Raw genomic sequence first — 25,091 nt, 5'->3', positions numbered from 1 at the left:
GGCGCTCATAGGTTGTACTGCTTGCGCTTGCGATACAGGGTCGACGCGTCGATACCGAGGGTTTTCGCTGCCTGATCCAGAGTGCCCGCCGTCGCCAGCACCGCGCCGATGTGGGCTTTTTCCAGCTCGTCCAGGCTCAACGCGGCGCCGACTCGAGGTGCGTTGTTCGCCGGCTGCTCGGCCATGCCGAGGTGGCTGATTTCCACGCGTTCCTGCGGGCAGATGATGCTCGCCCGCTCCACCACGTTACGCAGCTCACGAATATTGCCCGGCCAGCGATAACCCAGCAGCGCCTCTCGCGCCTCGTCACTGAAGCCCCGGGCCGGACGCGCGTACTCTTTGACGAAGCGCGCGAGGAAGCGGTCGGCCAGGGTCAGGATGTCCTCGGCACGTTCGCGCAATGGCGGCAGATGCAGGGTGATCACATTGAGGCGATACAACAGGTCTTCACGGAAGCGCCCGTCGCGCACCATGTCTTCAAGGTTGAGGTTGGTCGCGGCGAGAATCCGCACATCGGCGCGGCGAGTCACTGGGTCCCCTACCCGCTCGTATTCCTTGTCCTGAATAAAACGCAGCAACTTGGGTTGCAAAGTCAGCGGAAAATCGCCGATCTCGTCGAGAAACAGCGTGCCACCGTCCGCCTGATTGACTCGACCAAGCGTACTTTCGCTGGCGCCGGTAAACGCACCGCGACTGTGACCGAACAGCTCGCTTTCCATCAACTCTGCGGTCAACGACGGGCAGTTGATGGTCACGCAGGATTTCTTCTCGCGCTTGCTCCAACCATGGATGGCCCGGGCCAGTTCCCCTTTACCCGTGCCGGATTCGCCGAGGATAAGGATGTTGGCGTCGGTACCGGCAACCTGCCGCGCAGTTTCCAGCACCACTTTCATCGCCGGGCTGTGAGAGTCGAGGCCGTCCTTGGGTTTGCGGATCTCGCCTTCGAGGGCTTCCAGACGCGCCGAGAGCTGGCGCACTTCCAGCTGCTTGGCGGTAGCCAGACGCAACTGGTCGGGGCTGCACGGTTTGACCAGATAGTCGGCGGCGCCCGCCTGGATCGCGTCCACCGCGGTATCGACCGCCGAGTGCGCGGTGACGATCACCACCCTCATCCACGGCGCCTGAACGCGCATTTGCGCCAGTACGTCGAGACCGTTGTCTTCACCCAGACGCAAATCAAGGAAGCACAGGTCGAATACCTGGCGTTGTAACAGTGCATCAGCCTGAGCTGCGCTGTTGGCGGTGGCCACTGTATAACCTTCGTCTTCGAGGCAGTAACGAAAGGTTCGCAGGATGGCGGACTCGTCGTCCACCAGCAGAATGCGGCCTTGATGCTCAGTGGCAGATTCCATTTTTCCTACGCTCCATAGTGATTGATCTTGGGTTAGTCCCGGAAAAATCGGGCAAGTTGCATGGTTGATTCTGAACGATGCGAGCCATAGGAGGGTAGCTCTCTCCTGCCTTGACGGCCAATCCGTTGATTTTGTTGAGTTTTTAAACAATCACCGATTTGCAGAGAGTTCCCTGCGTACTTTTCTGACATCCGGGACGTGCTCTCAATTCCATAAGAATGAAATCTCCTACGAAATAATCATGCATTTCGCACGACCGTAGATGGCCCATCGTGCAGGATGCGTCCGTCGCTGAATTTCACTCACTCGCAAATAATTGATTTTATTGAATATTTTTCAAATAAAAAACTGGCATGCAGCCTGCAATACCTCATTCAGCCCGGGCAGATTCCACTGCCCCAACCGAATAAGAGAGTGAGGAACCCAGGATGACTCGCCAACGTGCCGCCCAAGTGCGTATCTCGCCACTGCATATCCAGCAAGGCCTGTTTGGCGTACTTGCACTGTTGATCACCCTGATCGCCTGCCAGCAATACCTGAGCTGGGAAAACAGCAGCAAGCCTGAGCCACTGATCTCGATGCAGCACAGCACGCAGACGCACTTCAGCGCCGTCAGCAGCAGTCAGGCCGAAAGCGCCTCGATGCGCATGATGGATGTCGATCAGCCGCAGCCGCTGGATCAACTGCCACGTGAAGAGCGCTGGGTTTTCTGACGAACTGAAGAATTCAGGCGCATCGCGCCGGAACACGCAATATCCCTAAATAGAGAAGTAAGGAGAATCACCATGTTGAGCTGGGCAATTACATTCTTGATCATTGCCATCATCGCCGCCGTACTGGGCTTCGGTGGTATCGCGGGCACCGCCACGGGTATCGCCAAGATTCTCTTTGTCGTGTTCCTGGTGATGTTCATCGCTTCCTTCTTCTTTGGCCGTCGCGGCCGAGGTTAACGATGATTGCTTTGAAGACACTGGCAGCCGCCCTGCTTATGGGCGGTAGTGCCATGGCGATGGCGGCCAATGATGGCCAGGCGCGGGTCAACGAGCTGCTCAGCTCCGACCCGCAATACCGGGAAACCTGGCAAGGCGTTGTGAAGCACGAAGAACGCCTGCCGGAATGGGTGATGAACCTGTCCGGCACGCCAGACCAGCAGATGAATGCCGTGACTGAAGACGGCGACAAGTACCTGGTCGGCCCGCTCTGTGAATCCGCAGACAAGTGCCTCAACCACCGCTTGATCGTGGCTTTCAGCTTCGACAAGAAAGACGCGTACGCCATGCTCGTCGATGTTCCCGAAGGACTGCCGGCCGACAAGTCGCCAACGCGACATGCCACCTACCGCTTCCTCGGCAAACCGGATGAGGGTATGCAGAACCTGTTGATGGAAACGCTGAAGAAAGACCCGAAGTGGTATTGATTCGAACATGAGGGCAGCGCCCCGCTGCCCTTTATTGCGCCTACCCGAGGAAGGCTGGCGCATGACCAGGGGGCCGGGACGTTCTGACTGTTGCAGGGTCGGAGTGACCTACGGGCACAGGGAGTGCCTGCGCGAGGGCCGGGTCAGGGTAAAAGCTGCGACGCAGGTTCGCCGACCCTCAGTGGTTCGACGGACTTGCGCTGAGCTTTATCCGATGCAAAAACATTGATCCAGAGCGTCCTGCTCATCTTTTTATGCCTCACACTGCGCGCGAAAACATTACGCGGTGTTTCCTGGCGACCGTATATCGAGAAAGAGTCCCTTTAAACAGTGGGACATCTAGTCTGCAAACGTAGGCTTTTTCTTAAGATTTCCGTCGAAATTTCTCGTTTAAAAAATAACCAATCTACGCTGCAATGGCCGGTTCACGGCACTTATGCCGGCTGAAATGTCGTAATCGAACCGGTTGGGACGCCAGTTTCAATTAAAAAAGCTCATGCCGATTCGGCATAGGGTAGGCGTTTACGGCATTAGACGGCGCAACCTTGCATCGGAATAGTTGCGCCTTTTTTCGCCTGCCGAAGAGCCGTAAATACGCGCTTCGGGGCACCTTATACGGAGGCAGATGCACAGACTTTTCCGCTGACAGAGCGTTCCAGTTCCTGCATGTGCCTGAGTCAAACGCAAGTAAGGGTAAAGATAATGAAGAAGGCAAAACTCAGCCTCGCCTGGCAGATCCTCATCGGTCTGGTTTTAGGGATTGCAATTGGTGCGTTGCTCAACCACTTCAGTGCCGAAAAAGCCTGGTGGATCAGCAACGTCCTGCAACCGGCAGGCGATATCTTTATCCGTCTGATCAAGATGATAGTGATCCCGATCGTCATCTCCTCCCTGATCGTCGGCATTGCCGGCGTGGGCGACGCCAAGAAACTCGGGCGTATCGGTCTGAAGACCATCATCTACTTCGAAATCGTCACCACCATCGCGATCATCGTCGGCCTGCTGCTGGCCAACCTGTTCCACCCGGGCGCCGGCATCGACATGAGCACCCTGGGCACGGTGGATATCTCCAAGTACCAGGCGACCGCCGCCGAAGTGCAGCATGAACACGCGTTCATTGAGACCATCCTCAACCTGATCCCGTCGAACATCTTCGCGGCCATGGCCCGTGGCGAAATGCTGCCGATCATCTTCTTCTCCGTGCTGTTCGGTCTCGGTCTGTCGAGCCTGCAGTCGGACCTGCGCGAGCCGCTGGTGAAGATGTTCCAGGGCGTCTCGGAAAGCATGTTCAAAGTCACCCACATGATCATGAACTACGCGCCGATCGGCGTGTTCGCCCTGATCGCGGTGACCGTGGCCAACTTCGGTTTCGCCTCGCTGCTGCCGCTGGCCAAACTGGTGATCCTGGTTTACGTCGCCATCGCCTTCTTCGCCTTCGTGGTGCTGGGCCTGATCGCCAAGCTGTTCGGCTTCTCGGTGATCAAGCTGATGCGCATCTTCAAAGATGAGCTGGTCCTGGCTTACTCCACCGCCTCCTCGGAAACCGTGCTGCCACGCGTGATCGAGAAGATGGAAGCCTACGGCGCACCGAAAGCCATCTGCAGCTTCGTGGTACCGACCGGTTACTCGTTCAACCTCGACGGTTCGACCCTGTACCAGTCGATCGCCGCGATCTTCATTGCCCAGCTGTACGGCATCGACCTGTCGATCAGCCAGCAACTGCTGCTGGTGCTGACCCTGATGGTCACTTCCAAAGGCATCGCCGGCGTACCGGGCGTGTCCTTCGTGGTGCTGCTGGCGACGCTGGGCAGCGTCGGTATCCCGCTGGAAGGCCTGGCGTTCATCGCCGGTGTCGACCGCATCATGGACATGGCGCGTACCGCACTGAACGTGATCGGCAACGCCCTGGCAGTGCTGGTTATCGCGCGTTGGGAAGGCATGTACGACGACGCCAAGGGCGAGCGCTACTGGAACTCCCTGCCGCACTGGCGCAGCAAGGAAAAACTGCCGGCTGGCGAAATTTCCAAGAACTGATAGCTGAACCTCTGTAGGAGCTGCCGCAGGCTGCGATCTTTTGATCTTGCTTTTAAAACAAAATCAAAAGATCGCAGCCTGCGGCAGCTCCTACAGGTGATTGAGGCCAGACAAACCCCGGAGCAATCCGGGGTTTGTCGTTTCTGGCGACCCCGCTATCATTCGCCGCATCTTCCGGGGGATTTGACTGATGCTTAATGGCCTGTGGCTTGGCTTCTTCGTCGTGGCAGCAATATCTGCGCTGGTGCAGTGGCTGGTCGGTGGCAACGCCGGGATTTTCGCGGCGATGGTGGAAAGCATTTTCGCCATGGCCAAACTCTCGGTCGAGGTCATGGTGCTGCTGTTCGGCACGCTGACCCTGTGGCTGGGCTTTCTGCGCATCGCTGAAAAGGCCGGGATCGTCGAGTGGCTGGCCAAGGTGCTCGGGCCGCTGTTCCTGCGGCTGATGCCGGAAGTTCCGGCCGGGCACCCGGCGCTCGGTCTGATTACCCTGAACTTCGCCGCCAACGGCCTGGGCCTGGACAACGCCGCCACGCCGATCGGCCTCAAGGCCATGAAGGCGCTGCAGGAGCTCAACCCCAGCGCGACCATCGCCAGCAACGCGCAGATCCTGTTCCTGGTGCTCAACGCCTCGTCGCTGACCCTGTTGCCGGTGACAATCTTCATGTACCGCGCCCAGCAAGGCGCACCAGACCCGACTCTGGTGTTTCTGCCGATCCTGTTGGCGACCAGTTGCTCGACCATCGTCGGCTTCCTTTCGGTGGCGTTCATGCAGCGCCTGCGTATCTGGGACCCGGTGGTGCTGGCCTATCTGATTCCCGGCGCACTGATCCTCGGCGGCTTCATGGCGCTGCTGGCGACGATGTCGGCCACAGCGCTGGCCGGGCTGTCGTCGATCCTTGGCAACCTGACGCTGTTCGGCCTGATCATGCTGTTCCTGGTGATCGGCACGTTACGCAAGGTCAAGGTCTACGAAGCGTTCGTCGAGGGCGCGAAGGAGGGCTTCGACGTCGCCAAGAACCTGCTGCCGTATCTGGTGGCGATGCTCTGCGCGATTGGCGTGCTGCGTGCCTCGGGCGCGCTGGACTTTGGTCTGGATGGCATTCGGCATCTGGTGCAGTGGGCCGGGTGGGATACGCGTTTTGTCGATGCGTTGCCGACGGCGATGGTCAAACCGTTTTCCGGCAGCGCCGCACGGGCGATGCTGATCGAGACCATGAAGACCTCCGGCGTCGACAGCTTCCCGTCACTGGTGGCGGCGACGATTCAGGGCAGCACCGAGACCACGTTCTATGTACTGGCGGTGTATTTCGGTGCGGTGGGGATTCAGCGCGCAAGGCACGCCGTTGGATGCGCGCTGCTGGCCGAATTGGCCGGCGTACTCGGCGCCATCGGCGTCTGCTACTGGTTCTTCGGTTAACCACGAATCCCCATTGTGGGAGCGGGCTTGCTCGCGAAAGCGGCGGGTCAGTCGACCTGTATATTGACTGACACACCGCCTTCGCGAGCAAGCCCGCTCCCACAGGGGTTATGTATAAGGTTTAAGGTCTGGGTTGTTGGGTGAATTGCTGGCCTTGCTGAACAGCCCAAGCGACAACCTTGGCCGTCAGCCGATCACTGGCCTGTCCAAACCCCGCGACCACCGCCGGCACCTGTACATCATTCAAAGGCTGACGCTCTTCAAAGCGGCGGCTGGCGAGAATCTTCTGGTCATAGCCGCGCACCAGCAGCGCATCGACCCGCACTACGACGCTGGCCTGATTGCCCTGATACTCGGTCTGAAACGCCTGCAAGCTGCCGCCCAGTTCCAGGTCCGCAGCGAAGTTGCTGTCATCGGTGCTGAGCAGCGTCACCCGACCATCCCGGGCAAAACCATCCAGCAGCCGATTACGCACCAGCACCGGCGCCGGATCGCTCCAGCGCGAGGCCTTGTAGCTGCTGATCACGTCGCCCTGTGGGATCACCGCGATGTTCGGCCGGTTCAGCGCTTCGCTGGCCTGCAACTTGTTCAGGCGCAGCGACCAATGCTGGGTCGCCACTGAGCTGGCCGAGGCAGGCGCTTGCGCGGCAGGCAGGCGATAGACATCCGAAGGTTCGGCCTTGGGCAGGATCGAGCAGGCACTGGTCAAGGCGAGGCTGGCGAGGAGAGCGAAGTGAGTCAGCTTCATGGGGTGAATTCCTTGTTCTTGTCACTGCCCAGCAAGTAGCCGCTGGGGTTGGCCTCAAGGCGTTGGGAAATGCCGCGCAGCGAAGTCAGGGTCTCGCGCAGTTCGCGGATCGCCGGCGCCAGGCCATTGAGGCCCTGCATTCCGTTGTCGAGGGAGTTCTGATTCTTGCTCAGCAGGCCGTTGATGGTGGCGCTGCTTTGCTCCAGCGACTTCATCGCCTGCTCGGCACTGCCCAGCGCCTGCTTGCCCTGATCGTTGAGCAGGCCGTTGGCGTTGCGCATCAGCGCCGAAGTTTGCTCGAGCATGCTGCCGGCCTGCTTGCCGACGCTCGCCAGTTGCTGCATGGCCTGACGCAGGTCGCCGCGCTGATCGTTGATCGAACCGGTGGTCTGTTCCAGATGCGCCAAGGTGTTGCTGACGCGCTCGACGTTCTCCGGGGAGAACATCTGGTTGGCGTTGCTCAGCAGCGCGGTGATGCCACTCATCAAATCGTTGCTGTCGTTGAGCAGCCGGGAAATAGGCGAGGGTGCCGCGACAATGGTCGGCAGCTCGCCGTCATGCCCACGCAGCTTCGGACTCTCCGGGGTGCCGCCGCTGAGCTGGATGATCGAGGTGCCAGTGATCCCGGCCAGTGCCAGTTTGGCCTGGGTGTCTTCCTTGACCGGGGTGTCACCGCCCAGACGAATCCGCGCCAGCACTCGGCGTGGGTCTTTCGGGTCGAGACGCAGGTTGACCACGTCACCGACCTTGATCCCGCTGTACTGCACCGGGCTGCCCTTGGACAGGCCGCTGACCGCCTCGTTGAACACTACTTCGTAATCCTTGAACTCGCTGTCGACGCTGGACTTGGCCAGCCACAGGCCGAAGAGCAGGGCGCCTGCCACGACAATCACTGAGAACAGGCCGATCAACACATGATGGGCTCGGGTTTCCATGTCAGACCTCGTTGAGCAATTTGGCGGCGTCCAGCGCCGAGCGGCCACGCGGGCCGTGGAAGTATTCGTGAATCCACGCGTCGTCGGTTTCCGAGACTACGTCGATCGGGCCGGCAACCAGCACCTTCTTCTGCGCCAGCACCGCCACCCGGTCGGTGATGGTGTAGAGCGTGTCGAGGTCGTGGGTCACCAGAAACACGCTCAGGCCCAGCGCATCGCGCAGGGTCAGGATCAGTTGATCGAACTGCGCCGCGCCAATCGGATCGAGGCCGGCGGTGGGTTCGTCGAGAAACAGGATGTCCGGATCCAGCGCAAGGGCCCGCGCCAGCGCCGCGCGCTTGATCATCCCGCCGGACAGCGAGGCCGGGTATTTGTCCGCCGCCGACAGCGGCAGCCCGGCCAGCGCCAGCTTAACCGCCGCCAGATGCTCGGCGTCGTTGCGGCTCAGGCCGGCGTGTTCGATCAGCGGCAGGGCGACGTTTTCGGTCACCGTCAGCGAGGAGAACAGCGCGCCTTTCTGGAACAACACACCAAAGCGCCGCTCGACCAGCGAACGCTCATGCTCGGACAGGCTCGGCAGGTTTTGCCCGAACACCTTCACGGTGCCTTCGCTGGGCCGACGCAGACCGACAATGCTGCGCAACAGCACCGATTTACCGCTGCCGGAGCCGCCGACCACGGCGAGGATTTCGCCCTTGTACAAATCCAGATCGAGATTCTCGTGCACGCTCTGGCTGCCAAAGCGATTGCACAGGCCACGGACTTCGATCACCGCCTCCGAGGGCGCGCGGGGTAGACGACTCACCAGCCCATCTCCATGAAGAACAGCGCAGCCACCGCATCGAGCACGATCACCACGAAAATCGACTGCACCACGGCAGACGTGGTGTGCGCACCGACCGATTCGGCGCTGCCGCTGACCTTGAAGCCTTCCAGGCAACCGATCGTGGCGATCAGGAAGGCAAAGATCGGCGCTTTCACCAGGCCGACCAGAAAGTGCTGAATACCGATGTCGCTCTGCAGCAGCGAGAGAAACATCGCCGGCGAAATCCCCAGCGACACCGCGCACACCACGCCACCGCCGATGATTCCGCAGAGCATCGCCAGAAACGTCAGCATCGGCAGCGCCACCAGCATCGCCAGCACGCGCGGCACCACCAGCAGCTCCATCGGGTCGAGGCCGAGGGTGCGGATCGCGTCGATCTCCTCGTTGGCCTTCATCGAACCGATCTGCGCGGTGAACGCGCTGGCAGTGCGCCCGGCCATCAGGATCGCCGTGAGCAACACGCCGAACTCACGCAGGAAAGAGAAGCCCACCAGGTCCACGGTAAAGATCGTCGCGCCGAAACTGGCCAGCACCGTGGCGCCGAGAAACGCCACCACTGCGCCAACCAGAAAGGTCAGCAGCGCCACGATCGGCGCAGCGTCGAGACCGGTCTGTTCGATGTGGGCGACGACGGGGGTGATGCGCCAGCGCTTGGGGCGCAACAGGTTGCGGGCGATGGTTTCGAGGATCAGGCCAATGAAACCCAGCACTTGCAGGGTGTCCTGCCAGACCGTTTCCACGGCGCGCCCGATGCGGGTCAGCAGTTGCACGCTGACACTGACTTCCGGCTCTTTCACCGGCACACAGAAATCAGTCAGCGAGCGATACACCGTTTGCAGCAGCGCCCGGTCAGCCTGGGAAATCGTGCAATCGGGGTGTTCGGCGGATTTTCCGAGGCGCTCGGAACCGAGCAGTTCCACCAGCAAGGAAGCGCCCGCGGTGTCGAGCGCACCGAGGCTGTTGAGGTCGACCACGGTATTGGCGTCGTACTGGCCGGTCAGTTTTTCGGTCAGGTGCTTGAGGTCGGCGTAATGGGCAAGCGTCCAGTCCCCGGAAACCCGCAGGCGGGCAGGGCTGATTGACGTGTCCAGCTGGGCATTACCGCTCATTGAGCTGCTGATCATAAGCTCCGTGCTTGTCCGGCTATTAAGCGAACTAACGTAATAGCACGAACCGGATTACTTTTCTTTGATCGCTGTGCTGTCTGTCACTTCGAAACGCAACACGCCGATCACCTGACCATCTTCAGTCAGCACCCGCACCTGCCACTTGCCCGCCGGGTTGCCGGGGAAGTTCTGCTTGTGCGTCCACGCCCGATAACCTTCCTTGCGCCCGCCGTGGATATCGAGAGCGATGCGGTCGACCTCTTTGCCGTCGAACTGCCACACATGGTAGATCCGCTCATCCAGCCCGCGCGGCGCGTTGATCGCGGTGTAGGCGTAGAGGCCGCCGTTGCGGATCTGCTCGGCGCTGACCTGTTCGAGGCTGTCGCCCGGGGTGCGATCCTGCAACTGGGTGCTGATCGCCACGTCGGTCATCCACAGCGTCGCCGGCGGCACCCACGAGCGCAGGGTCCAGCCGACCGCGCCAATGCCGAAGGTGATGCACAGAATGGCCAACGCGTTGCGCACGGTGCGGATCGGGAAGATCGACGCCAGGCTCGGGAATGACAACACCACCGCCGTGCCCAGTGCCCATTTGAAACTCTGCGCGGTGGTCAGGTGCATGATCACCGGCAGCGCGGTGAGCAGGGCGGCGAACAGGGTCAGGGTGTGCAACGCGAGAAACGCCCAGCGCCGTGGCGCCAGCCATTTGTAATAGAGCGGATCGACAATCGAGATCAACGCGGCGATGCACAGCAGGCCGGTGAAGATCAGCTGGCCGCTGTTCCAGGTGGTGGTGATGAAGAAGAACGGCAGGACGAAAAACAGGCTTTCCTGATGGATCATCTGCGTCGCGTAACGCAGCAGTGGCTGGGGGATCTCCCGCTTGAAGATGCGCGTGAACAGGCCGGTCAGGGTGTTTTCCAGCATCAGCCAGATCCAGCTCAGCAGCATGATGATGGTGATCCAGCTCGCCAGTCCCTGCTGGCGATCGACCAGAATGAAACTGCCGACCCCGGAGATGAAACCGCCAAGCGCAATCACCCCGGGATAGCGCTTCATCAGTTCGAGAATGCGCTGGATCAGGAGGGGGATTTTCTGCATGGTGGCGGTTCACGACTGAGTAGGAAAAAACCTCGACAGAGTACCGTCCGCCGGGCGACGTGGCGAGGCTCGCGGTCAGTAAAATCACCACAGATCCCTGTGGGAGCGAGCCTGCTCGCGAATGCGGTGGGTCATACAACATTGCATCAACTGATACGACGCCTTCGCGAGCAGGCTCGCTCCCACAGGGTCAGTGTTCGGCGGGTTTTCGGCGGTGATGCAGGCGCCAGCCGATCAGGATCAACAGCAGAACCCCGAGACCACCGGCAATCAGCCACAACACTTCATCATCACTGAGCAACGGCTTCTCGATCCGCAGATATCCCGGTTGCAACAGCAACTCGCGCATGGCCTTGTTCGCCGTTTCCAGGGTCACGCCTTGCAGCTCGCGGGCCGGGTTGGCAAAGCGCCCGTCCTCGTAATCGCCCAGCGCGCTCCAGTAGTAATCCGCCATGGCACTGTTGCCCTGTACCGCCCAGGCCTGATGGGCGATGGCGGCTTGTTTGATCCGGGCGAAGGTGTCCGGGTCGAGGCCGTTTTTCAGCAGGTCGGCCTTGAGGTCTTCCAGCACCTGTTGGGCTTCGGCGAGGTCATCGCGATCCACGTCAGCGTTGAGGCTCATGAAGCCGACCCCGCCAAACACTTCACGTTCGGCCCATGGCCCGTAGGACAGGCCGTGATTCAGGCGAATCTGCCGGTACAGCGCCCAGTCGAGGTAGTCCTTGAGGATGTCGAAGGTCTCGTCGTACTGATCGTCGAGCATCGGCTCCGGCACCAGCCAGTGCAACTTGGCGCTGTCGCCGATGAAGCCACGGGTGAGGGTGCGTTCATGGGCGGCGCTGGTGCGGATGTCCGGCAGCTCACGGTGCTCCGCCGGGTCCACCGCTTCAAGCGCGCCCCAGGTGCGTTCCAGATAGGCCGGCAGCAGTTTGTCGAGTTCACCGACGACGATCAGCGTCATGTTGTTCGGCGCGTACCAGGTCTTGCGCACCTTCTCCAGTTGCTTCTGGGTCAGGTGACCGACCTCGGCCCGCTGCGGGCATTTCAGGCCCAATTCCACCGCCAGTTGATTGCTCGCGGTGTGGCCCAGATCCTGGCGGTCGAGAAAGCGTTGCAGGCGCGTGTAATGGCCGCCGTCCTCGCGCTCGACCACACGTTTGGCAGCGTTGATCGCGTTGTCGTCAATGCGGGTCTGGGTCAAAAGGTCGAGCAACAGGTCGAGGACCTTGCGCTGGTTCTTCGCCGGGGCTTCGATGACGAACGTGGTGTCGGCGTTGCTGGTAAACGCGTTCCACTCACCGCCCAGCGCCTGCATGCGCTCCTCGAGGCCGCCTTCGCCGGTGGCATCGACGCCGCTGAACAGCAGGTGCTCAAGCAGGTGCGGCAGCTCTTTTTCATCGCAGTCGAAATCGTCGAGACCGACGCCCACCACCAGACGAATTGCCACATGCCCGCGCTCGGTGCCGGGTTTGAGCAACAGCTGCAAACCGTTGGGCAGCGCGTAGCCTTCGACCTGAAAGCGATCAACGGCGAAGGCGGGCAGGGAACCGAGCAACAGACAGGCGAACAACAGGCAACGCATAACAGGCTTCCATACGGCTGATTTGGAGATCCGTGTCGCTATTCAGGCCGGCATTCGCGAGCAAGCTCGCTCCCACAGGGGAATGCATTTCAAATGTGGGAGCGAGCTTGCTCGCGAAGGTCTTAAGGCTGAATCAATGTTACTGACTGACCCCAGCCCCAGACGTTCAAGGCGAATGCGTAATGTCGGCAATATCATCCGCTTCCAGCGCCCCGGTATCGGCCGTTTCCAGCACCACATAAGCACTGCTGCAAAACAGCGAATTCAAGCGTTTCATATCCGCAATCAGCTCCAGATGCAGCGAACTGGTTTCCAGACTCTGCACGATCTTACGTTGCAAACGGCTGACATGGGCATGGGCCAGACGCCGTTCCTGTGCACGAAAGCGACGTTTCTCGCGCAACAGCTGACGGGCGCTTTCCTTGTCGCCACTGAGAAACACTGACAGGCCCAGGCGCAGGTTGGCGATCAGTTGCTGATGCAGCCCGGCCAGATCCTCCAGGCCTTCTTCGGAAAACGACCGCCGCTGCGAAGTCTTCTGCTGCTGCACTTTGCGCAGCATGCGTTCGATCAGGTCGCTGGCCAGTTTCAGGTTGATCGCCAATTCGATGGTCTCTGCCCAGCGCCGACTGTCCTGTTCGCCGAGATCCTCGCGGGGCATTTGCGCCAGATACAGCTTGATCGCGCTGTACAGCGCTTCGACGTCATCGGTCAGTCGGCGCATTTCCTGGGTAATGGCGGTCTGCTTGCCGCGCAGCACATCGAGCATCGCGTCGAGCATGTTGTCGATCAGGTCGCCCATGCGCAGGGTCTCGCGGGCGGCGTTGGCCAACGCCAGGCTCGGGGTGACCAGCGCCGTCGCATCGAGATGCCGCGGCTTGGCGGTGCCGTTGACCTCCGGGCGCTCCGGCAGCAGCCAGGCACACAGCCGTGCCATCGGCGAAACACTGGGCAGCAGGATCAGACAGCGCGCGGTGTTGTAGAGCAGGTGGAAGCCGATGACCATTTCCTGCGGACTGAAATCCAGGCCGTCCATCCAGTGCACCAGCGGATCGAGCACCGGGATGATCAGCAACAGCCCAATCAGTTTGTACAACAGGCTGCCAAGCGCCACTTGCCGCCCGGCGGCGTTCTGCATGCTGGTGCTCATGAACGCCAGCACGCCGCTGCCGATGTTGGCGCCGATCACCAGACCGATCGCCACCGGCAGGCTGATCACGCTGGCGCCGGCCAGCGTCGCAGTCAGCAACACGGCGGCGAGGCTGGAATAGGAAATCATCGCGAACAACGCACCAACCAGGGCGTCGAGAAGGATGTCGCCGGTCAGCGAAGCAAAGATCACCTTCACCCCTTGGGCGTGGGTAATCGGTGCGGCGGCCTCGACGATCAGTTGCAGGGCGAGAATGATCAGCCCCAGACCGATGCTGACCCGGCCCATCTGCCCGAGCCGCGTCTGTTTGCGCGACAGAAAGAAAATCACCCCAAGGAAAATCAGCAGCGGCGACAGCCACGACAGGTCAAAGGTCAGCACCCGCGCCATCAGCGCCGTACCGACGTCGGCGCCAAGCATGGTCGCCAGCGCCGGGGTCAGCGCCATCAAGCCCTGACCGACAAAAGAAGTGACAAGCATGGCGGTGGCGTTGCTGCTCTGCACCATCGCAGTCACGACGATGCCGGCGACGAACGCGAGCCAGCGCTTGGACATGTTCTGGCCAATCACATGCCGCAGATTGGTGCCGTACACCCGCAGGATGCCGGTTCGGACGATGTGCGTGCCCCAGATCAGCAAGGCCACGGCAGATAGCAAATTGAGCAGGGTGAGCATGCAGACCCCCTGTAGTTGCAGCGCCCCAAAGGGGCAAGTGGACGGTACCGCGCGGTTTCTACGTTTTTGATACTTAAGCTGTAGTTGGCTAACGGACTGGACGCCAGCATTGCACAGCTAAAGTGCGGATTGAAACAAAAGTGTCATGAAAACAGGTTCAACCACCTCATCTGAAATCAACGCGCGCCCCTGTGGGAGTGAGCCTGCTCGCGATAGGGCCATCAGCATCAACATCGTTGCTGACTGAAGGAGCGCTCGCGAGCGAGCTCACTCCTACAGGTATTACGGCTGCCCCAGATTCTTCAGTACCCCTAAACAACTGTGGGAGCGAGCCTGCTCGCGAAAGCGGTGGATCAGCCAACATTGTTGTCGACTGACACTCCGTTTTCGCGAGCAGGCTCGCTCCCACAGGGGTGTTGCGTGATTCAGGACTACCGGGTTACTGCCCCGGAACATCCTTGCGCAGTTTCACCGGATCCTGCTGCTGTTTCTTCCGGGCCATCGCGCCGCGCAGTTTGATGTTGATCGCTTCCACCGCCAGCGAGAACGCCATGGCGAAGTAGACGTAGCCTTTCGGCACATGCACGTCGAACGACTCGGCGATCAGCACGGTACCGACCACCAGCAGGAACGACAGCGCCAGCATCTTCAGCGACGGGTGCTTGTCGATGAACTCGCTGATCTTGCCCGAGGCCGCCATCATCACCAGCACGGCGACGACGATTGCCGCGACCATCACCGGCACATGGGAGACCATGCCGACGGCAGTGATTACCGAGTCCAGCGAGAACACGATGTCGATGATCGCGATCTGAATGATCGTGTAAAGGAAGTTGCCGCCCTTGCCCGAAGGCTCGTCGCCGCTTTCGTCTTCGCCTTCCAGCGCGTGGTACATCTCCTGCGAGCTCTTCCACAGCAGGAACAGGCCACCGAAGAACAGGATCAGGTCGCGCCCGGAAATACCCTGGCCGAACACCACGAACAGGTCGGCGGTGAGGCGCATGACCCAGGTGATCGACAGCAGCAACAGGATCCGCGTGATCATCGCCAGGCCCAGGCCGAAGATCCGCGTGCGTTGCTGCATGTGCTTGGGCATGCGGCTGACCAGGATCGAAATCATGATGATGTTATCGATGCCCAGAACGATTTCCAGGGCGGTCAGGGTAAAGAAGGCAACCCAGATTTCGGGGTTGGTCAGCCAATCCATGTGTATTCCTTTGAGCGAGTGTTAAACCATGACGCCAGCAAGCAGCTGGCGTCATGGTGAGTGAATGCCGTTACAACGTGCTGAACAGCGGGAACGTCCCCAGCAGCAAGGCGGCCACCAGTATGCACAGGCAGACCAGCACTGCCCACTTCAGGGTGAAACGCTGGTGATCACCGAATTCGATACCGGCCAGCGCCACCAGCAGGTACGTCGACGGTACCAGCGGGCTGAGCAAGTGGACGGGCTGACCGACGATCGAGGCACGGGCCATTTCCACTGCGGTGATGCCGTAATGGCTGGCCGCTTCGGAGAGCACCGGCAATACGCCGTAGTAGAACGCGTCGTTCGACATGAAGAACGTGAACGGCATGCTCACCAGCGCCGTGATCACCGCCAGGTACGGGCCGAGGAAGTCCGGAATCACTGCCAGCAGACTTTTCGACATGGCGTCGACCATGCCGGTTCCGGACAGGATACCGGTGAAGATACCCGCAGCGAAAATCAGACTGACCACCGACAGCACGCTGCCGGCGTGGGCCGCAACGCGGTCCTTCTGCATTTGCAGGCACGGGTAGTTGACGATCATCGCGATGCTGAACGCCACCATGAACAACACCGGCAGCGGCAGCAGGCCGGCGATCAGGGTGCACATCAGCGCCAGGGTCAACAGGCCGTTGAACCAGATCAGCTTCGGACGGCGGGCATCGGGGAACTGCGAGACGCTGATTTCACTGTGATCAATCTCGTCGCCGATCAGGTGCAGCTCGCCCAGACGCGCACGCTCACGTTTGCCGTAGAAGTAGGCAATGATCAGGATCGCCACCACACCGGCAGCCATCGCCGGGATCATCGGCACGAAGATGTCCGACGGGTCGACATGCAGCGCACTGGCGGCACGGGCGGTCGGGCCGCCCCACGGGGTCATGTTCATCACGCCACCGGCGAGGATGATCAGACCGGCCATGATCCGCGGGCTCATGCCGATGCGGCTGTACAGCGGCAGCATGGCGGCCACGCAGATCATGTAAGTGGTCGCGCCGTCACCATCGAGGGAAACGACGAGCGCCAGCACGGCGGTACCGACCGAAACTTTCAACGGGTCGCCCTTGACCAGTTTGAGGATCTTGCGCACGGCCGGGTCGAACAGGCCGGAGTCGATCATCAGGGCGAAGTACAGAATGGCGAACATCAGCATCACGCCGGTCGGCGCAAGCTTGGTAATGCCTTCGAGCATCATCGGGCCGATCTTCGGCGCGAAACCACCGAACAGGGCGAACAGGATCGGGATGATGATCAGGGCGATCAGCGCAGACAGGCGCTTGGTCATGATCAGGAACATGAACGTGATGACCATGGCGAAGCCAAGGAAAGTCAGCATGGGATTACTCCAGGCGTAGCGCGGCTAATTGAGTGAGCGGATCGGAAGGGATCAGCGCAGAACGGGAAGCACGAGACGTACGGGCGGAGTTTCAGCGAAAAGGCGGGCTACAGAGGACATCAGAATCACCATTGTTGTTGTTAATTGGGCCTGACATGCGAGCGATCACACGCGTTGGCCAACCGGTCTGTTGCCGGTAGTGGCGGCGATCCTAATCGGGCAACCTTTCAGCTACCTTTCGCTGACGAAAGCTTCAGGCGAATGGCCAACCGGCTGTCGGATGCGGCTAGAGTCAATCATTTCGGGGACGGGAGGGCTGGGACATGGAAGAAGTGCACAGTGGTGGCCGCCACTGCGGACAGATTCGCTATCAGTTCAGCGGGCCGTTGCACGACATTGCCCACTGCCACTGCTCGATCTGCCGCAAAGTCAGCGGTGGGAGTGTCACCACGTGGATTACCGTGGCGGCGGCCAGCTTCCAGTGGCTGAGCGGCACGCCATCGCGCTATGACTCGTCGAGCAGTTGCGCGCGGTATTTCTGTCCACGTTGTGGCGCGCAGCTGGCGCTGGTGACATTGCTCAGCCCTGAGAGCATCAATGTGACCATCGCCACGCTGGATCACCCGGAGCGGGCGCCGGCCGAGCGGCACATCTGGACGAACAGCCAATTGCCCTGGCTGCATCTGGACGAGCATCTGCCGGGCGAGCCCGAAGAAACCCTTTGATCAGAAAATAGACAGATCCAGCGGCCGCATCGCGCCCATCCAAATCGCGTGCTCGGTGTGATCGAGCAAATCATCGCCAGTGTCGGGGTGCAAAAACACCACCAGCCCCTTGCGATTGAGCGCCAGCCACGGCAACACCTCACCGATCAGCTCCGGGCCGAAAGCCAACTGGCAGCTCCAGTCTGGATGCGGGCCGACCGGGCGCTCATGGACGCGCCCCATCTTCAGAGGAAACAACTGCGCCGCCTGTTCACACAAAGCGCGCGCCTGATCAATTGAGTCAGCGTCGAAATAGACGTGGGCGTGATAGCCAATGATTGCGTGCATCTGAAAGCCTCTGAATCGGTTCGAACCCTCGGCGCAGGCTGCGTGTCACACGTCATACGAGGGACAACAAAAAGGAATCAGCCATGAAAAATGCCGAAACCCCGACGGTGAAAGTGGTGCTCTATGGTGCCATGGCCAGCCTGGGCGGTGCGTTGATGGCTGAATTGCTGCGACGGCAGCACGAAGTCATCGCGATTCTCGACGATTTGAACGTACTCGCACCACGTCCGGGCCTGCGCACCAAAAGCGGCGATCTGTTCGATGCCGAGCGGGTCAAGCAGAGCGTAGCGGGCAGCTCGGCAGTGATCTGCTTGTTGGACGCACCGGGTCTGCCGTTCAGCAGCGACCATGTGGAAAGGTCCGTGGTGCTCGGCCCGGTGGAACAGGTTTTGGCGGTCGATGCGTTGGTCGACGGTTTGCAAATGGCCAACGTGCCACGGCTGTTTCTGGTGGGTAATTTTGCCGTGCTCGACGAGCCAGATCTGGACGACGCACTGCAACGCCACGCCGCCGAAGAAATCCGCGAGGCCCTGCAAAGCAGCCCGCTGCAGTGGACACTGGTGAATGCGCCGCACGGGGTGGCGGGGCTGACCATTGAGCATTTCAGTCAGGTGGGCGGCAATCTGGAGCCGGGGCTGGCGGAGCCACTGGAACGACTGAACCGGGTCGCGGTGGGGATTGCCGATGAGCTGCGGTTGAATCTGCATGTGGGGCAGCATGTGAATTTTGTCGCGACCTCAGGTACGTAAAAAGATCGCAGCCTTCGGCAGCTCCTACATTTGAAAGGCGATTCCCCTGTAGGAGCTGCCGCAGGCTGCGATCTTTTGCTGTTCACACCGCAATCGAAGGTAACCCCAATCCAGTCAGAGATTCGGCACTGCTGGCCTGTTCCGCCATCAACCAGTCGACAAACTGCTGAATCAACGCGCCCCGGCGTTTGCGCTGCGGCAGCACCACGTAATAACCCAGGCGCGACAACGTGGTCTCGGCGATCGGCCGACAGAGCAAGCCCTGGGTCAGCAAGTTATCCACAAGGTGGCGCCAACCGATCGCGACACCCTGACCGCCAATCGCCGCTTGAATCAACAGCGTGTAATTGTCGAAACGTAATTGACCCGGTGCTGGCGGGGTGCTGATGCCCAGTTCGCGAAACAGCCCGCTCCAGTCAAACCAGTTGCTGCTGTTTTCCCCGCGCAGATGCAGAAGCGGCAACTCCAGCAAAGCCTGGGCGGGCAAGGGCAGGGCGCGCTCCTTGAGCAATTGCGGACTGCACACCGGAAACACTTCCTCGCTGAACAGCCAATGGCTTTCGCCCTGCTTGAAACGCCCGTCGCCGAACAGGATCGCGACATCGATGTCGGTGCGCAGCATGTTGTGGTTGCGCTCGCTGGTGACCAGGCTGACATCGACGTTCGGATTGGCTTCGTGGAAGCGGTGCAGGCGTGGCATCAGCCAGTAAGCGGCAAAGGCGAAATCGGTGGCGACTTGCAATACCTCATGTTGCTGCTGCGTACTGATCGCGCTCAATCCTGCGTCGATATTCTGCAATCCGAGCTGAACCTGCTCGAACAGTATCGTCCCGCCCTCTGTCAGTTCAATTCCCCGATAGATCCGGTCAAACAACCGCGCGCCCAGCTGTTCTTCCAGACGCTTGATCTGCTGGCTGATCGCTGGCTGCGTGGTGCCCAGCTCAACCGCCGCCGCAGTAAAACTGTGATGACGCGCCGCCGCTTCGAATGCGCGCAACAGGTCGAGGGACAGATTGCCGAGGGCGTCATACATAAGCTGTGCTTATCCTAGTCATTGTCCGGCGCAGGCTTTACCGGACGGGGCATGGTCTTCATGCTCGATCGTAGCAATTTCGCATAAATATTCACTATGGAATGCCGCGATCACATGAAGCGCAAGAACATTCTTTTCATCATGGCCGATCAAATGGCCGCGCCAATGTTGCCAATCTACGGCCCGTCGCCAATCAAACTGCCGAATCTTTCGCGCCTCGCCGCTCAGGGCGTGGTGTTCGATGCCGCTTACTGCAACAGTCCGCTGTGCGCGCCGTCGCGTTTCACTCTGGTCAGCGGCCAGTTACCGAGCAAGATCGGCGCCTACGACAACGCCGCCGATTTCCCTGCCGATATTCCGACCTACGCCCACTACCTGCGTCGCCTCGGTTACCGCACCGCGCTGTCGGGCAAGATGCATTTCTGCGGCCCGGATCAGTTGCACGGTTATGAAGAGCGCCTGACCAGCGACATCTACCCGGCCGACTACGGCTGGGCGGTGAACTGGGACGAGCCGGACGTGCGCCCGAGCTGGTATCACAACATGTCGTCGGTGCTGCAGGCAGGACCGTGCGTGCGCACCAACCAGCTCGACTTCGATGAAGAGGTGGTGTTCAAGGCCCAGCAATACCTGTTCGATCACATTCGCGAGGACGGCGATCAGCCGTTCTGCCTGACCGTTTCGATGACTCACCCACACGACCCGTACACCATTCCCAAGGCGTTCTGGGATTTGTACGACGACGGTGACATCCCGTTGCCGAGCACCCCGGATCAACATTCCCTCGATCCACACTCGCAGCGCCTGCTCAAGGTCTACGATCTGTGGGACAAGCCGCTGCCTGTGGATAAGATTCGCGATGCACGGCGCGCCTACTTCGGCGCGTGCAGCTATATCGACGCCAACGTCGGCAAACTCCTGCGAACCCTTGAAGATACCGGGCTGATCGACGACACCATCATCGTGTTCTCCGGCGACCACGGCGACATGCTGGGAGAGAAGGGCCTCTGGTACAAAATGCACTGGTTCGAGATGGCCGCACGGGTGCCGCTGCTGATCAGTGCGCCAGGGCAGTTCGCTGCCGGCCGGGTTAGCGCGGCAGTGTCCACCGCCGACCTGTTGCCGACCTTCGTTGAACTGGCCGGCGGCACCTTGGAGCCAGGCCTGCCGCTGGATGGCCGTTCGCTGTTATCACATCTGCAAGGGCAGGGCGGGCATGACGAAGTATTCGGCGAATACATGGCCGAAGGCACCGTCAGCCCGCTGATGATGATCCGTCGCGGCGCCTACAAATTTATCTACAGTGAAAGCGACCCGTGCCTACTCTTCGATGTGCATAACGACCCGCGTGAGCTCGAAGAACTCAGCCAGTCATCGCAACATCGCCAGCTGTTCGACGATTTTCTCGCCGAAGCCCGGGCCAAGTGGGACATCCCGGCGATTCACCGCGAAGTGCTCGGCAGCCAGCGCCGCCGGCGTTTTGTCGCGGATGCCCTGACCATCGGCAAGCTGAAGAGCTGGGATCACCAGCCGCTGGTGGACGCCAGTCAGCAGTACATGCGCAACCACATCGACCTCGACGATCTGGAGCGCAAGGCCCGTTATCCACAACCCTGCCAAAATCAATAATGTAAGGGGAAGTCCATGCGCAAGTTATCCACAGCACTGACGATTGGCCTGCTGGCTCTGGGCAGTGCCTCGGCATTCGCCGAGCAAAGCTGCGAAACGGTGAAAATGGCCGACCCGGGCTGGAGCGACATCGCCGCGACCAACGCCATCACCGGGTTTCTGCTGGACGGCATGGGCTACAAGGCCAAGGTCGACACCCTCGCGGTGCCGATCACCTTCGGCGGTTTGAAGGACGGTCAGGTGGATGTGTTCCTCGGCAACTGGATGCCGGCGCAGCAGGGCTTCTACGACAAGTTCGTCGCCACCGGTGACGTCACGCAACTGGCGAAGAACCTCGACGGCACCGAGTTCACCCTGGCCGTCCCGGATTATGTGTGGGACGCCGGTGTGCATGACTTTGCCGACCTGAACAAATACGCCGACAAGTTCGAGAAAAAGATTTACGGCATCGGTTCCGGCGCACCCGCGAACATTTCGCTGCAGGAAATCATCAAGAAGAACGACTTCGACCTCGGTCAGTGGAAGCTGATCGAATCCAGCGAACAGGCGATGCTCGCCGAAGTCTCGCGGGCAGTGAAGAAGCAGAAATTCGTCACCTTCCTCGGCTGGACCCCGCACCCGATGAACGTGCAGTTGAAGATGCATTACCTCAAGGGCGGCGAGAAGTATTTCGGCGACACCGGCAGCGTCTACACCCTGACGCGCAAAGGCTACGCCGAGGCCTGCCCGAATGTGGGCAAGTTGCTGACCAACCTGACGTTCACCCAGGACATGGAGAACAGCATCATGGCTGAGGTGGTGAACAAGAAAGTCAGCAATGCCGATGCGGTGAAGGCATGGATCAAGGCCAATCCGGCGGTGCTGGACAATTGGCTGGAGGGGGTGAAGACCGTGGATGGCAAGGATGCTTTGGCGGCTGTAAAGGCAAAGCTTTGACCGTGGGATGGCTTTGAATTTTGCTCGGCTTGAGATTTTTGCCCCCTCACCCCAGCCCTCTCCCCGAGAGGGGGCGAGGGGGAAGGGAGCCGATCTTTATGTTGTTCAGAACCTGAGTTCGACTGGATATCTCAGGTCGGCGTACTTCCCTCTTTCACCTCGATCAGTCCCCTCTCCCTCCGGGAGAGGGTTAGGGTGAGGGCCTTTACCCTGGCACCCTGATAACCTTGAACAAAACCCGCCCGCGAGGACCCATGGCCCTGCCAAGTCGCCATTCACTCTTGCCCTTCCTGACCTGGCTGCCCCGGCAAACCCGCGCCAGCGTCGGCCGGGATCTGGTCGTTGGCCTGAGCGGTGCCATTCTCGCGTTGCCGCAGTCGATCGCCTACGCACTGATCGCCGGCCTGCCGCCGGAATACGGCCTCTATGCGGCGATCATCCCGGTGCTGATCGCCTGCCTGTGGGGGTCGTCGTGGCATCTGATCTGCGGCCCGACTGCAGCAATTTCGATTGTGCTCTACGCCAGCGTCAGTCCTTTGGCCGTACCCGCATCCCAGGACTACATCACGCTGATCCTGCTGCTGAGCTTTCTGGCGGGGATTTTCCAGTGGCTGCTCGGCCTGCTGCGCTTCGGTGCACTGGTGAATTTCGTCTCGCACTCGGTGGTGCTCGGCTTCACCCTCGGCGCGGCGGTGGTGATTGCCATCGGCCAGTTGCCCAATCTGCTGGGGCTGGATCTGCCGGCCAAAGCCACGGCGCTGGCCAGTCTGATGGACCTGCTGCAACACCTGCGGGCTGTGGATAAACCATCACTGGTGTTGGGTGTGGCCACGGTGCTGGTCGGTTTTGTCCTCAGACAACTGCTGCCGCGCTGGCCGACTCTGTTGATAACGCTGGTGCTGGGCAGCGCAGTGGTGTGGTTATGGCCGGCGATGTTCGACCATGTGCATCTGGTCAGCGCCTTTGTCGGACGCCTGCCGCCGCTCAGTGCGCTGCCGCTGGATCTCGATCTGGTGCTGCGCTTGCTGCCGAGCGCGGTGGCGGTAGGCATGCTCGGTCTGGTCACCAGCCTGTCGATTGCCCGTTCGATTGCTACACGTTCGCAGCAGTTGCTTGATGCCAACCAGGAAGTCCGCGCACAGGGCTTGTCGAATATTGTCGGGGCGTTCTTTTCCGGATCGCTCTCCGCCGGTTCGTTCACCCGCTCAGGCCTGAGTTACGAGGCGGGTGCCTGTTCGCCGCTGGCCGGGGTTTTTTCGGCGATCTGGGTCGCGCTGTTCGCGATTTTCGGCGCCGGGCTGATTTCACACATTCCGATTCCGGCGATGGCCGGGAGCATTCTACTGATCGCTTGGGGCTTAGTGGATCATCGCGCGATCCGCTCGTTGCTGCGGGTCAGCCACGCCGAGTTCGTGGTCATGGCATTGACCTGCCTTGCCACGCTGCTGCTGGAATTGCAGACGGCAATCTACGCCGGGGTGCTGGCGTCGCTGTTCTTTTATCTCAAGCGTACCTCGCAACCACGGGTGCAACATTGGCGCGATGGCGAGGACGATGTGCTGCGGGTTGGTGGCTCGATCTTTTTCGGCGCCAGCCATTACCTGCAAGTGCGCCTGCAACGGCTGCACGGTAGGCGGGTGGTGATCGAGGCGCAGCAGATCAACTTCATCGATTATTCGGGGGTGGAGATGCTGCATCAGGAGGCGCGGCGCCTGCTGCGTCAGGATCGCAGCCTGACCCTGCGCCGGGCGCGGCCGCAGGTGGTGGAGGAGTTGCGGAAGCTGGAAGGGCCCGAAAAGTGTCCGATCCGGTTTGAGGACTGACCTGCTGGCCACTTCCAGACCTCTGTGGCGAGGGAGCTTGCTCCCGCTGGCTGCGCAGCAGCTCAAACCCAATTGCGGGAGCAAGCTCCCTCGCTACAAAGGCTCTGTTACTGCGCCAGCTGGCGACGCAGTTCGGCCAGCACCGGCGCCGTATCCGGACGCACCCCGCGCCACAGGAAAAACGCCTCGGCCGCCTGTTCAGCCAGCATCCCCAGACCATCCATCGACACTGCTGCGCCATGCTCGTTGGCCCAACGGCAGAATGCGGTCGGCTCTTTGCCGTACATCATGTCGTAGCAAAGGGTCTGGCCCGGCTCGATCAGGCTCGCGGCAATCGGCGGCACGTCACCGGTGAGGCTGGCGGAGGTGGCGTTGATGATCACGTCCACCGGCTCCTGCAACCAGTCGAAACCACTGGCCGACACCGGCCCCAGATCACAGAACAGCTCGGCCAGCAGCTCGGCCTTGTCCACCGTGCGGTTGGCGATAATCACCGACGCCGGCTTCTCGGCCAGCAACGGCTCCAGCGCACCACGCACCGCGCCACCAGCGCCGAGCAGCAGAATGCGTTTGCCGGTCAGGCTGAAACCGGCATTCACCGTCAGGTCGCGCACCAGTCCGGCACCGTCGGTGTTGTCGCCCAGCAGCGAACCGTCGACCAGTTTACTCAGGGTGTTCACCGCACCAGCGCGTTGCGCGCGAGCGGTCAGGCTGTTGGCCAGGCGAAAGGCTTCTTCCTTGAACGGCACAGTGACGTTGGCGCCGCGACCGTCCTGGAAAAACGCCATGGCGCAGCCAGTAAAATCGTCGAGCGGCGCCAGCAAGGTGCTGTAGTCGAGGCGCTGGCCGGTCTGCTCGGCGAACAGTTTGTGAATCATCGGCGACTTGCTGTGGCCGATCGGGTTACCGAAAACGACGTAACGATCCATCAGCAGTCC

General features: G+C 60.8%; 23 protein-coding genes. 10 read left to right on the top strand and 13 right to left on the bottom strand.

Features of this window, described 5'->3' with window-relative positions:
* Positions 1-5: 5 nt before the first annotated feature.
* Positions 6-1,352 (bottom strand): sigma-54-dependent response regulator transcription factor AlgB, encoded by a 1,347-nt coding sequence (algB, locus tag JN524_RS10610; protein WP_027610247.1) that lies wholly within the window; start codon positions 1,350-1,352, stop codon positions 6-8.
* Positions 1,353-1,780: 428 nt separating this feature from the next.
* Between algB and JN524_RS10605 the strand changes: the two genes are divergently transcribed.
* The 5 genes from JN524_RS10605 (at position 1,781) to JN524_RS10585 (ending at position 6,223) form a co-directional block, all read left to right on the top strand.
* Positions 1,781-2,065: a hypothetical protein gene (locus JN524_RS10605; protein ID WP_202369307.1), complete on the top strand. Its 285-nt coding sequence runs from the start codon at positions 1,781-1,783 to the stop codon at positions 2,063-2,065.
* 72 nt (positions 2,066-2,137) lie between these two features.
* Positions 2,138-2,302: a DUF1328 domain-containing protein gene (locus JN524_RS10600; RefSeq protein ID WP_003177151.1), complete on the top strand. Its 165-nt coding sequence runs from the start codon at positions 2,138-2,140 to the stop codon at positions 2,300-2,302.
* A 2-nt stretch (positions 2,303-2,304) separates the two neighbouring features.
* Positions 2,305-2,769: an inhibitor of vertebrate lysozyme family protein gene (locus JN524_RS10595; RefSeq protein ID WP_096797612.1), complete on the top strand. Its 465-nt coding sequence runs from the start codon at positions 2,305-2,307 to the stop codon at positions 2,767-2,769.
* A 702-nt stretch (positions 2,770-3,471) separates the two neighbouring features.
* Positions 3,472-4,803 (top strand): glutamate/aspartate:proton symporter GltP, encoded by a 1,332-nt coding sequence (gene gltP, locus JN524_RS10590; protein WP_096797613.1) that lies wholly within the window; start codon positions 3,472-3,474, stop codon positions 4,801-4,803.
* Between the two features lie 190 nt (positions 4,804-4,993).
* Positions 4,994-6,223: a nucleoside recognition domain-containing protein gene (locus JN524_RS10585; protein ID WP_202369306.1), complete on the top strand. Its 1,230-nt coding sequence runs from the start codon at positions 4,994-4,996 to the stop codon at positions 6,221-6,223.
* Positions 6,224-6,344: 121 nt separating this feature from the next.
* On the opposite strand, the gene JN524_RS10580 is transcribed toward JN524_RS10585, so the two are convergent.
* The 9 genes from JN524_RS10580 to JN524_RS10540 all read right to left on the bottom strand — a co-directional run bounded on the left by JN524_RS10580 (position 6,345) and on the right by JN524_RS10540 (position 16,931).
* The gene (locus tag JN524_RS10580; protein WP_202369305.1) at positions 6,345-6,971 is read right to left on the bottom strand and encodes an ABC-type transport auxiliary lipoprotein family protein; all 627 of its coding nucleotides are present in this window, start codon (positions 6,969-6,971) and stop codon (positions 6,345-6,347) included.
* Positions 6,968-7,906, bottom strand: a complete 939-nt coding sequence (locus tag JN524_RS10575) for an MlaD family protein (RefSeq protein WP_027610252.1) — start codon at positions 7,904-7,906, stop codon at positions 6,968-6,970. Before JN524_RS10575 ends, JN524_RS10580 begins: the two co-directional genes overlap by 4 nt.
* A gap of 1 nt (position 7,907) precedes the next feature.
* Positions 7,908-8,711 (bottom strand): ATP-binding cassette domain-containing protein, encoded by an 804-nt coding sequence (locus JN524_RS10570; protein WP_202369304.1) that lies wholly within the window; start codon positions 8,709-8,711, stop codon positions 7,908-7,910.
* Positions 8,708-9,856, bottom strand: a complete 1,149-nt coding sequence (locus tag JN524_RS10565) for an ABC transporter permease (protein ID WP_098966456.1) — start codon at positions 9,854-9,856, stop codon at positions 8,708-8,710. The genes JN524_RS10570 and JN524_RS10565 overlap by 4 nt, the downstream gene beginning before the upstream one ends.
* Positions 9,857-9,910: 54 nt before the next feature.
* Positions 9,911-10,939 carry a DUF5924 family protein gene (locus JN524_RS10560; protein WP_096797617.1) on the bottom strand — a complete coding sequence of 343 codons (1,029 nt, stop codon included), beginning with the start codon at positions 10,937-10,939 and terminating at the stop codon, positions 9,911-9,913.
* Between the two features lie 190 nt (positions 10,940-11,129).
* A complete protein-coding gene (locus tag JN524_RS10555; protein ID WP_096797618.1) occupies positions 11,130-12,521 on the bottom strand; it encodes a M16 family metallopeptidase in 1,392 nt (463 codons plus the stop codon).
* A 166-nt stretch (positions 12,522-12,687) separates the two neighbouring features.
* The gene (locus JN524_RS10550; RefSeq protein ID WP_096797619.1) at positions 12,688-14,346 is read right to left on the bottom strand and encodes a Na/Pi cotransporter family protein; all 1,659 of its coding nucleotides are present in this window, start codon (positions 14,344-14,346) and stop codon (positions 12,688-12,690) included.
* A gap of 439 nt (positions 14,347-14,785) precedes the next feature.
* Positions 14,786-15,553, bottom strand: a complete 768-nt coding sequence (locus JN524_RS10545) for a TerC family protein (RefSeq protein WP_027610258.1) — start codon at positions 15,551-15,553, stop codon at positions 14,786-14,788.
* A 70-nt stretch (positions 15,554-15,623) separates the two neighbouring features.
* Positions 15,624-16,931 carry a CitMHS family transporter gene (locus tag JN524_RS10540; RefSeq protein ID WP_007954069.1) on the bottom strand — a complete coding sequence of 436 codons (1,308 nt, stop codon included), beginning with the start codon at positions 16,929-16,931 and terminating at the stop codon, positions 15,624-15,626.
* A gap of 323 nt (positions 16,932-17,254) precedes the next feature.
* Between JN524_RS10540 and JN524_RS10535 the strand changes: the two genes are divergently transcribed.
* Entirely contained in the window at positions 17,255-17,656 is a 402-nt protein-coding gene (locus JN524_RS10535; RefSeq protein WP_202369303.1) for a GFA family protein, read from the top strand.
* Here JN524_RS10535 and JN524_RS10530 read toward each other — a convergent pair whose 3' ends face one another.
* A complete protein-coding gene (locus tag JN524_RS10530; RefSeq protein ID WP_202369302.1) occupies positions 17,657-17,983 on the bottom strand; it encodes a DOPA 4,5-dioxygenase family protein in 327 nt (108 codons plus the stop codon). It abuts the gene before it with no gap.
* A gap of 83 nt (positions 17,984-18,066) precedes the next feature.
* On the opposite strand from JN524_RS10530, the gene JN524_RS10525 reads away from it, so the two are divergent.
* Complete coding sequence (locus JN524_RS10525) at positions 18,067-18,732, top strand: NAD(P)-dependent oxidoreductase (protein ID WP_202369301.1); 666 nt, start codon at positions 18,067-18,069, stop codon at positions 18,730-18,732.
* An 82-nt stretch (positions 18,733-18,814) separates the two neighbouring features.
* On the opposite strand, the gene JN524_RS10520 is transcribed toward JN524_RS10525, so the two are convergent.
* Positions 18,815-19,765: a choline sulfate utilization transcriptional regulator gene (locus JN524_RS10520; RefSeq protein WP_202369300.1), complete on the bottom strand. Its 951-nt coding sequence runs from the start codon at positions 19,763-19,765 to the stop codon at positions 18,815-18,817.
* Positions 19,766-19,879: 114 nt separating this feature from the next.
* Between JN524_RS10520 and betC the strand changes: the two genes are divergently transcribed.
* The 3 genes from betC to JN524_RS10505 all read left to right on the top strand — a co-directional run bounded on the left by betC (position 19,880) and on the right by JN524_RS10505 (position 24,153).
* The gene (gene betC, locus JN524_RS10515; RefSeq protein WP_202369299.1) at positions 19,880-21,394 is read left to right on the top strand and encodes a choline-sulfatase; all 1,515 of its coding nucleotides are present in this window, start codon (positions 19,880-19,882) and stop codon (positions 21,392-21,394) included.
* Between the two features lie 15 nt (positions 21,395-21,409).
* Positions 21,410-22,330, top strand: a complete 921-nt coding sequence (gene choX, locus JN524_RS10510) for a choline ABC transporter substrate-binding protein (protein WP_202369298.1) — start codon at positions 21,410-21,412, stop codon at positions 22,328-22,330.
* 254 nt (positions 22,331-22,584) lie between these two features.
* Complete coding sequence (locus tag JN524_RS10505) at positions 22,585-24,153, top strand: SulP family inorganic anion transporter (protein ID WP_202369297.1); 1,569 nt, start codon at positions 22,585-22,587, stop codon at positions 24,151-24,153.
* A 107-nt stretch (positions 24,154-24,260) separates the two neighbouring features.
* On the opposite strand, the gene aroE is transcribed toward JN524_RS10505, so the two are convergent.
* Positions 24,261-25,082 carry a shikimate dehydrogenase gene (gene aroE / locus JN524_RS10500; RefSeq protein ID WP_202369296.1) on the bottom strand — a complete coding sequence of 274 codons (822 nt, stop codon included), beginning with the start codon at positions 25,080-25,082 and terminating at the stop codon, positions 24,261-24,263.
* Between the last annotated feature and the right edge of the window lie 9 nt (positions 25,083-25,091).

Source organism: Pseudomonas sp. MWU318, from assembly GCF_016756945.1.
Taxonomy (GTDB): Bacteria; Pseudomonadota; Gammaproteobacteria; order Pseudomonadales; family Pseudomonadaceae; genus Aquipseudomonas; species Aquipseudomonas putida_A.
This window is presented reverse-complemented; position numbering and strand designations above follow the sequence as displayed.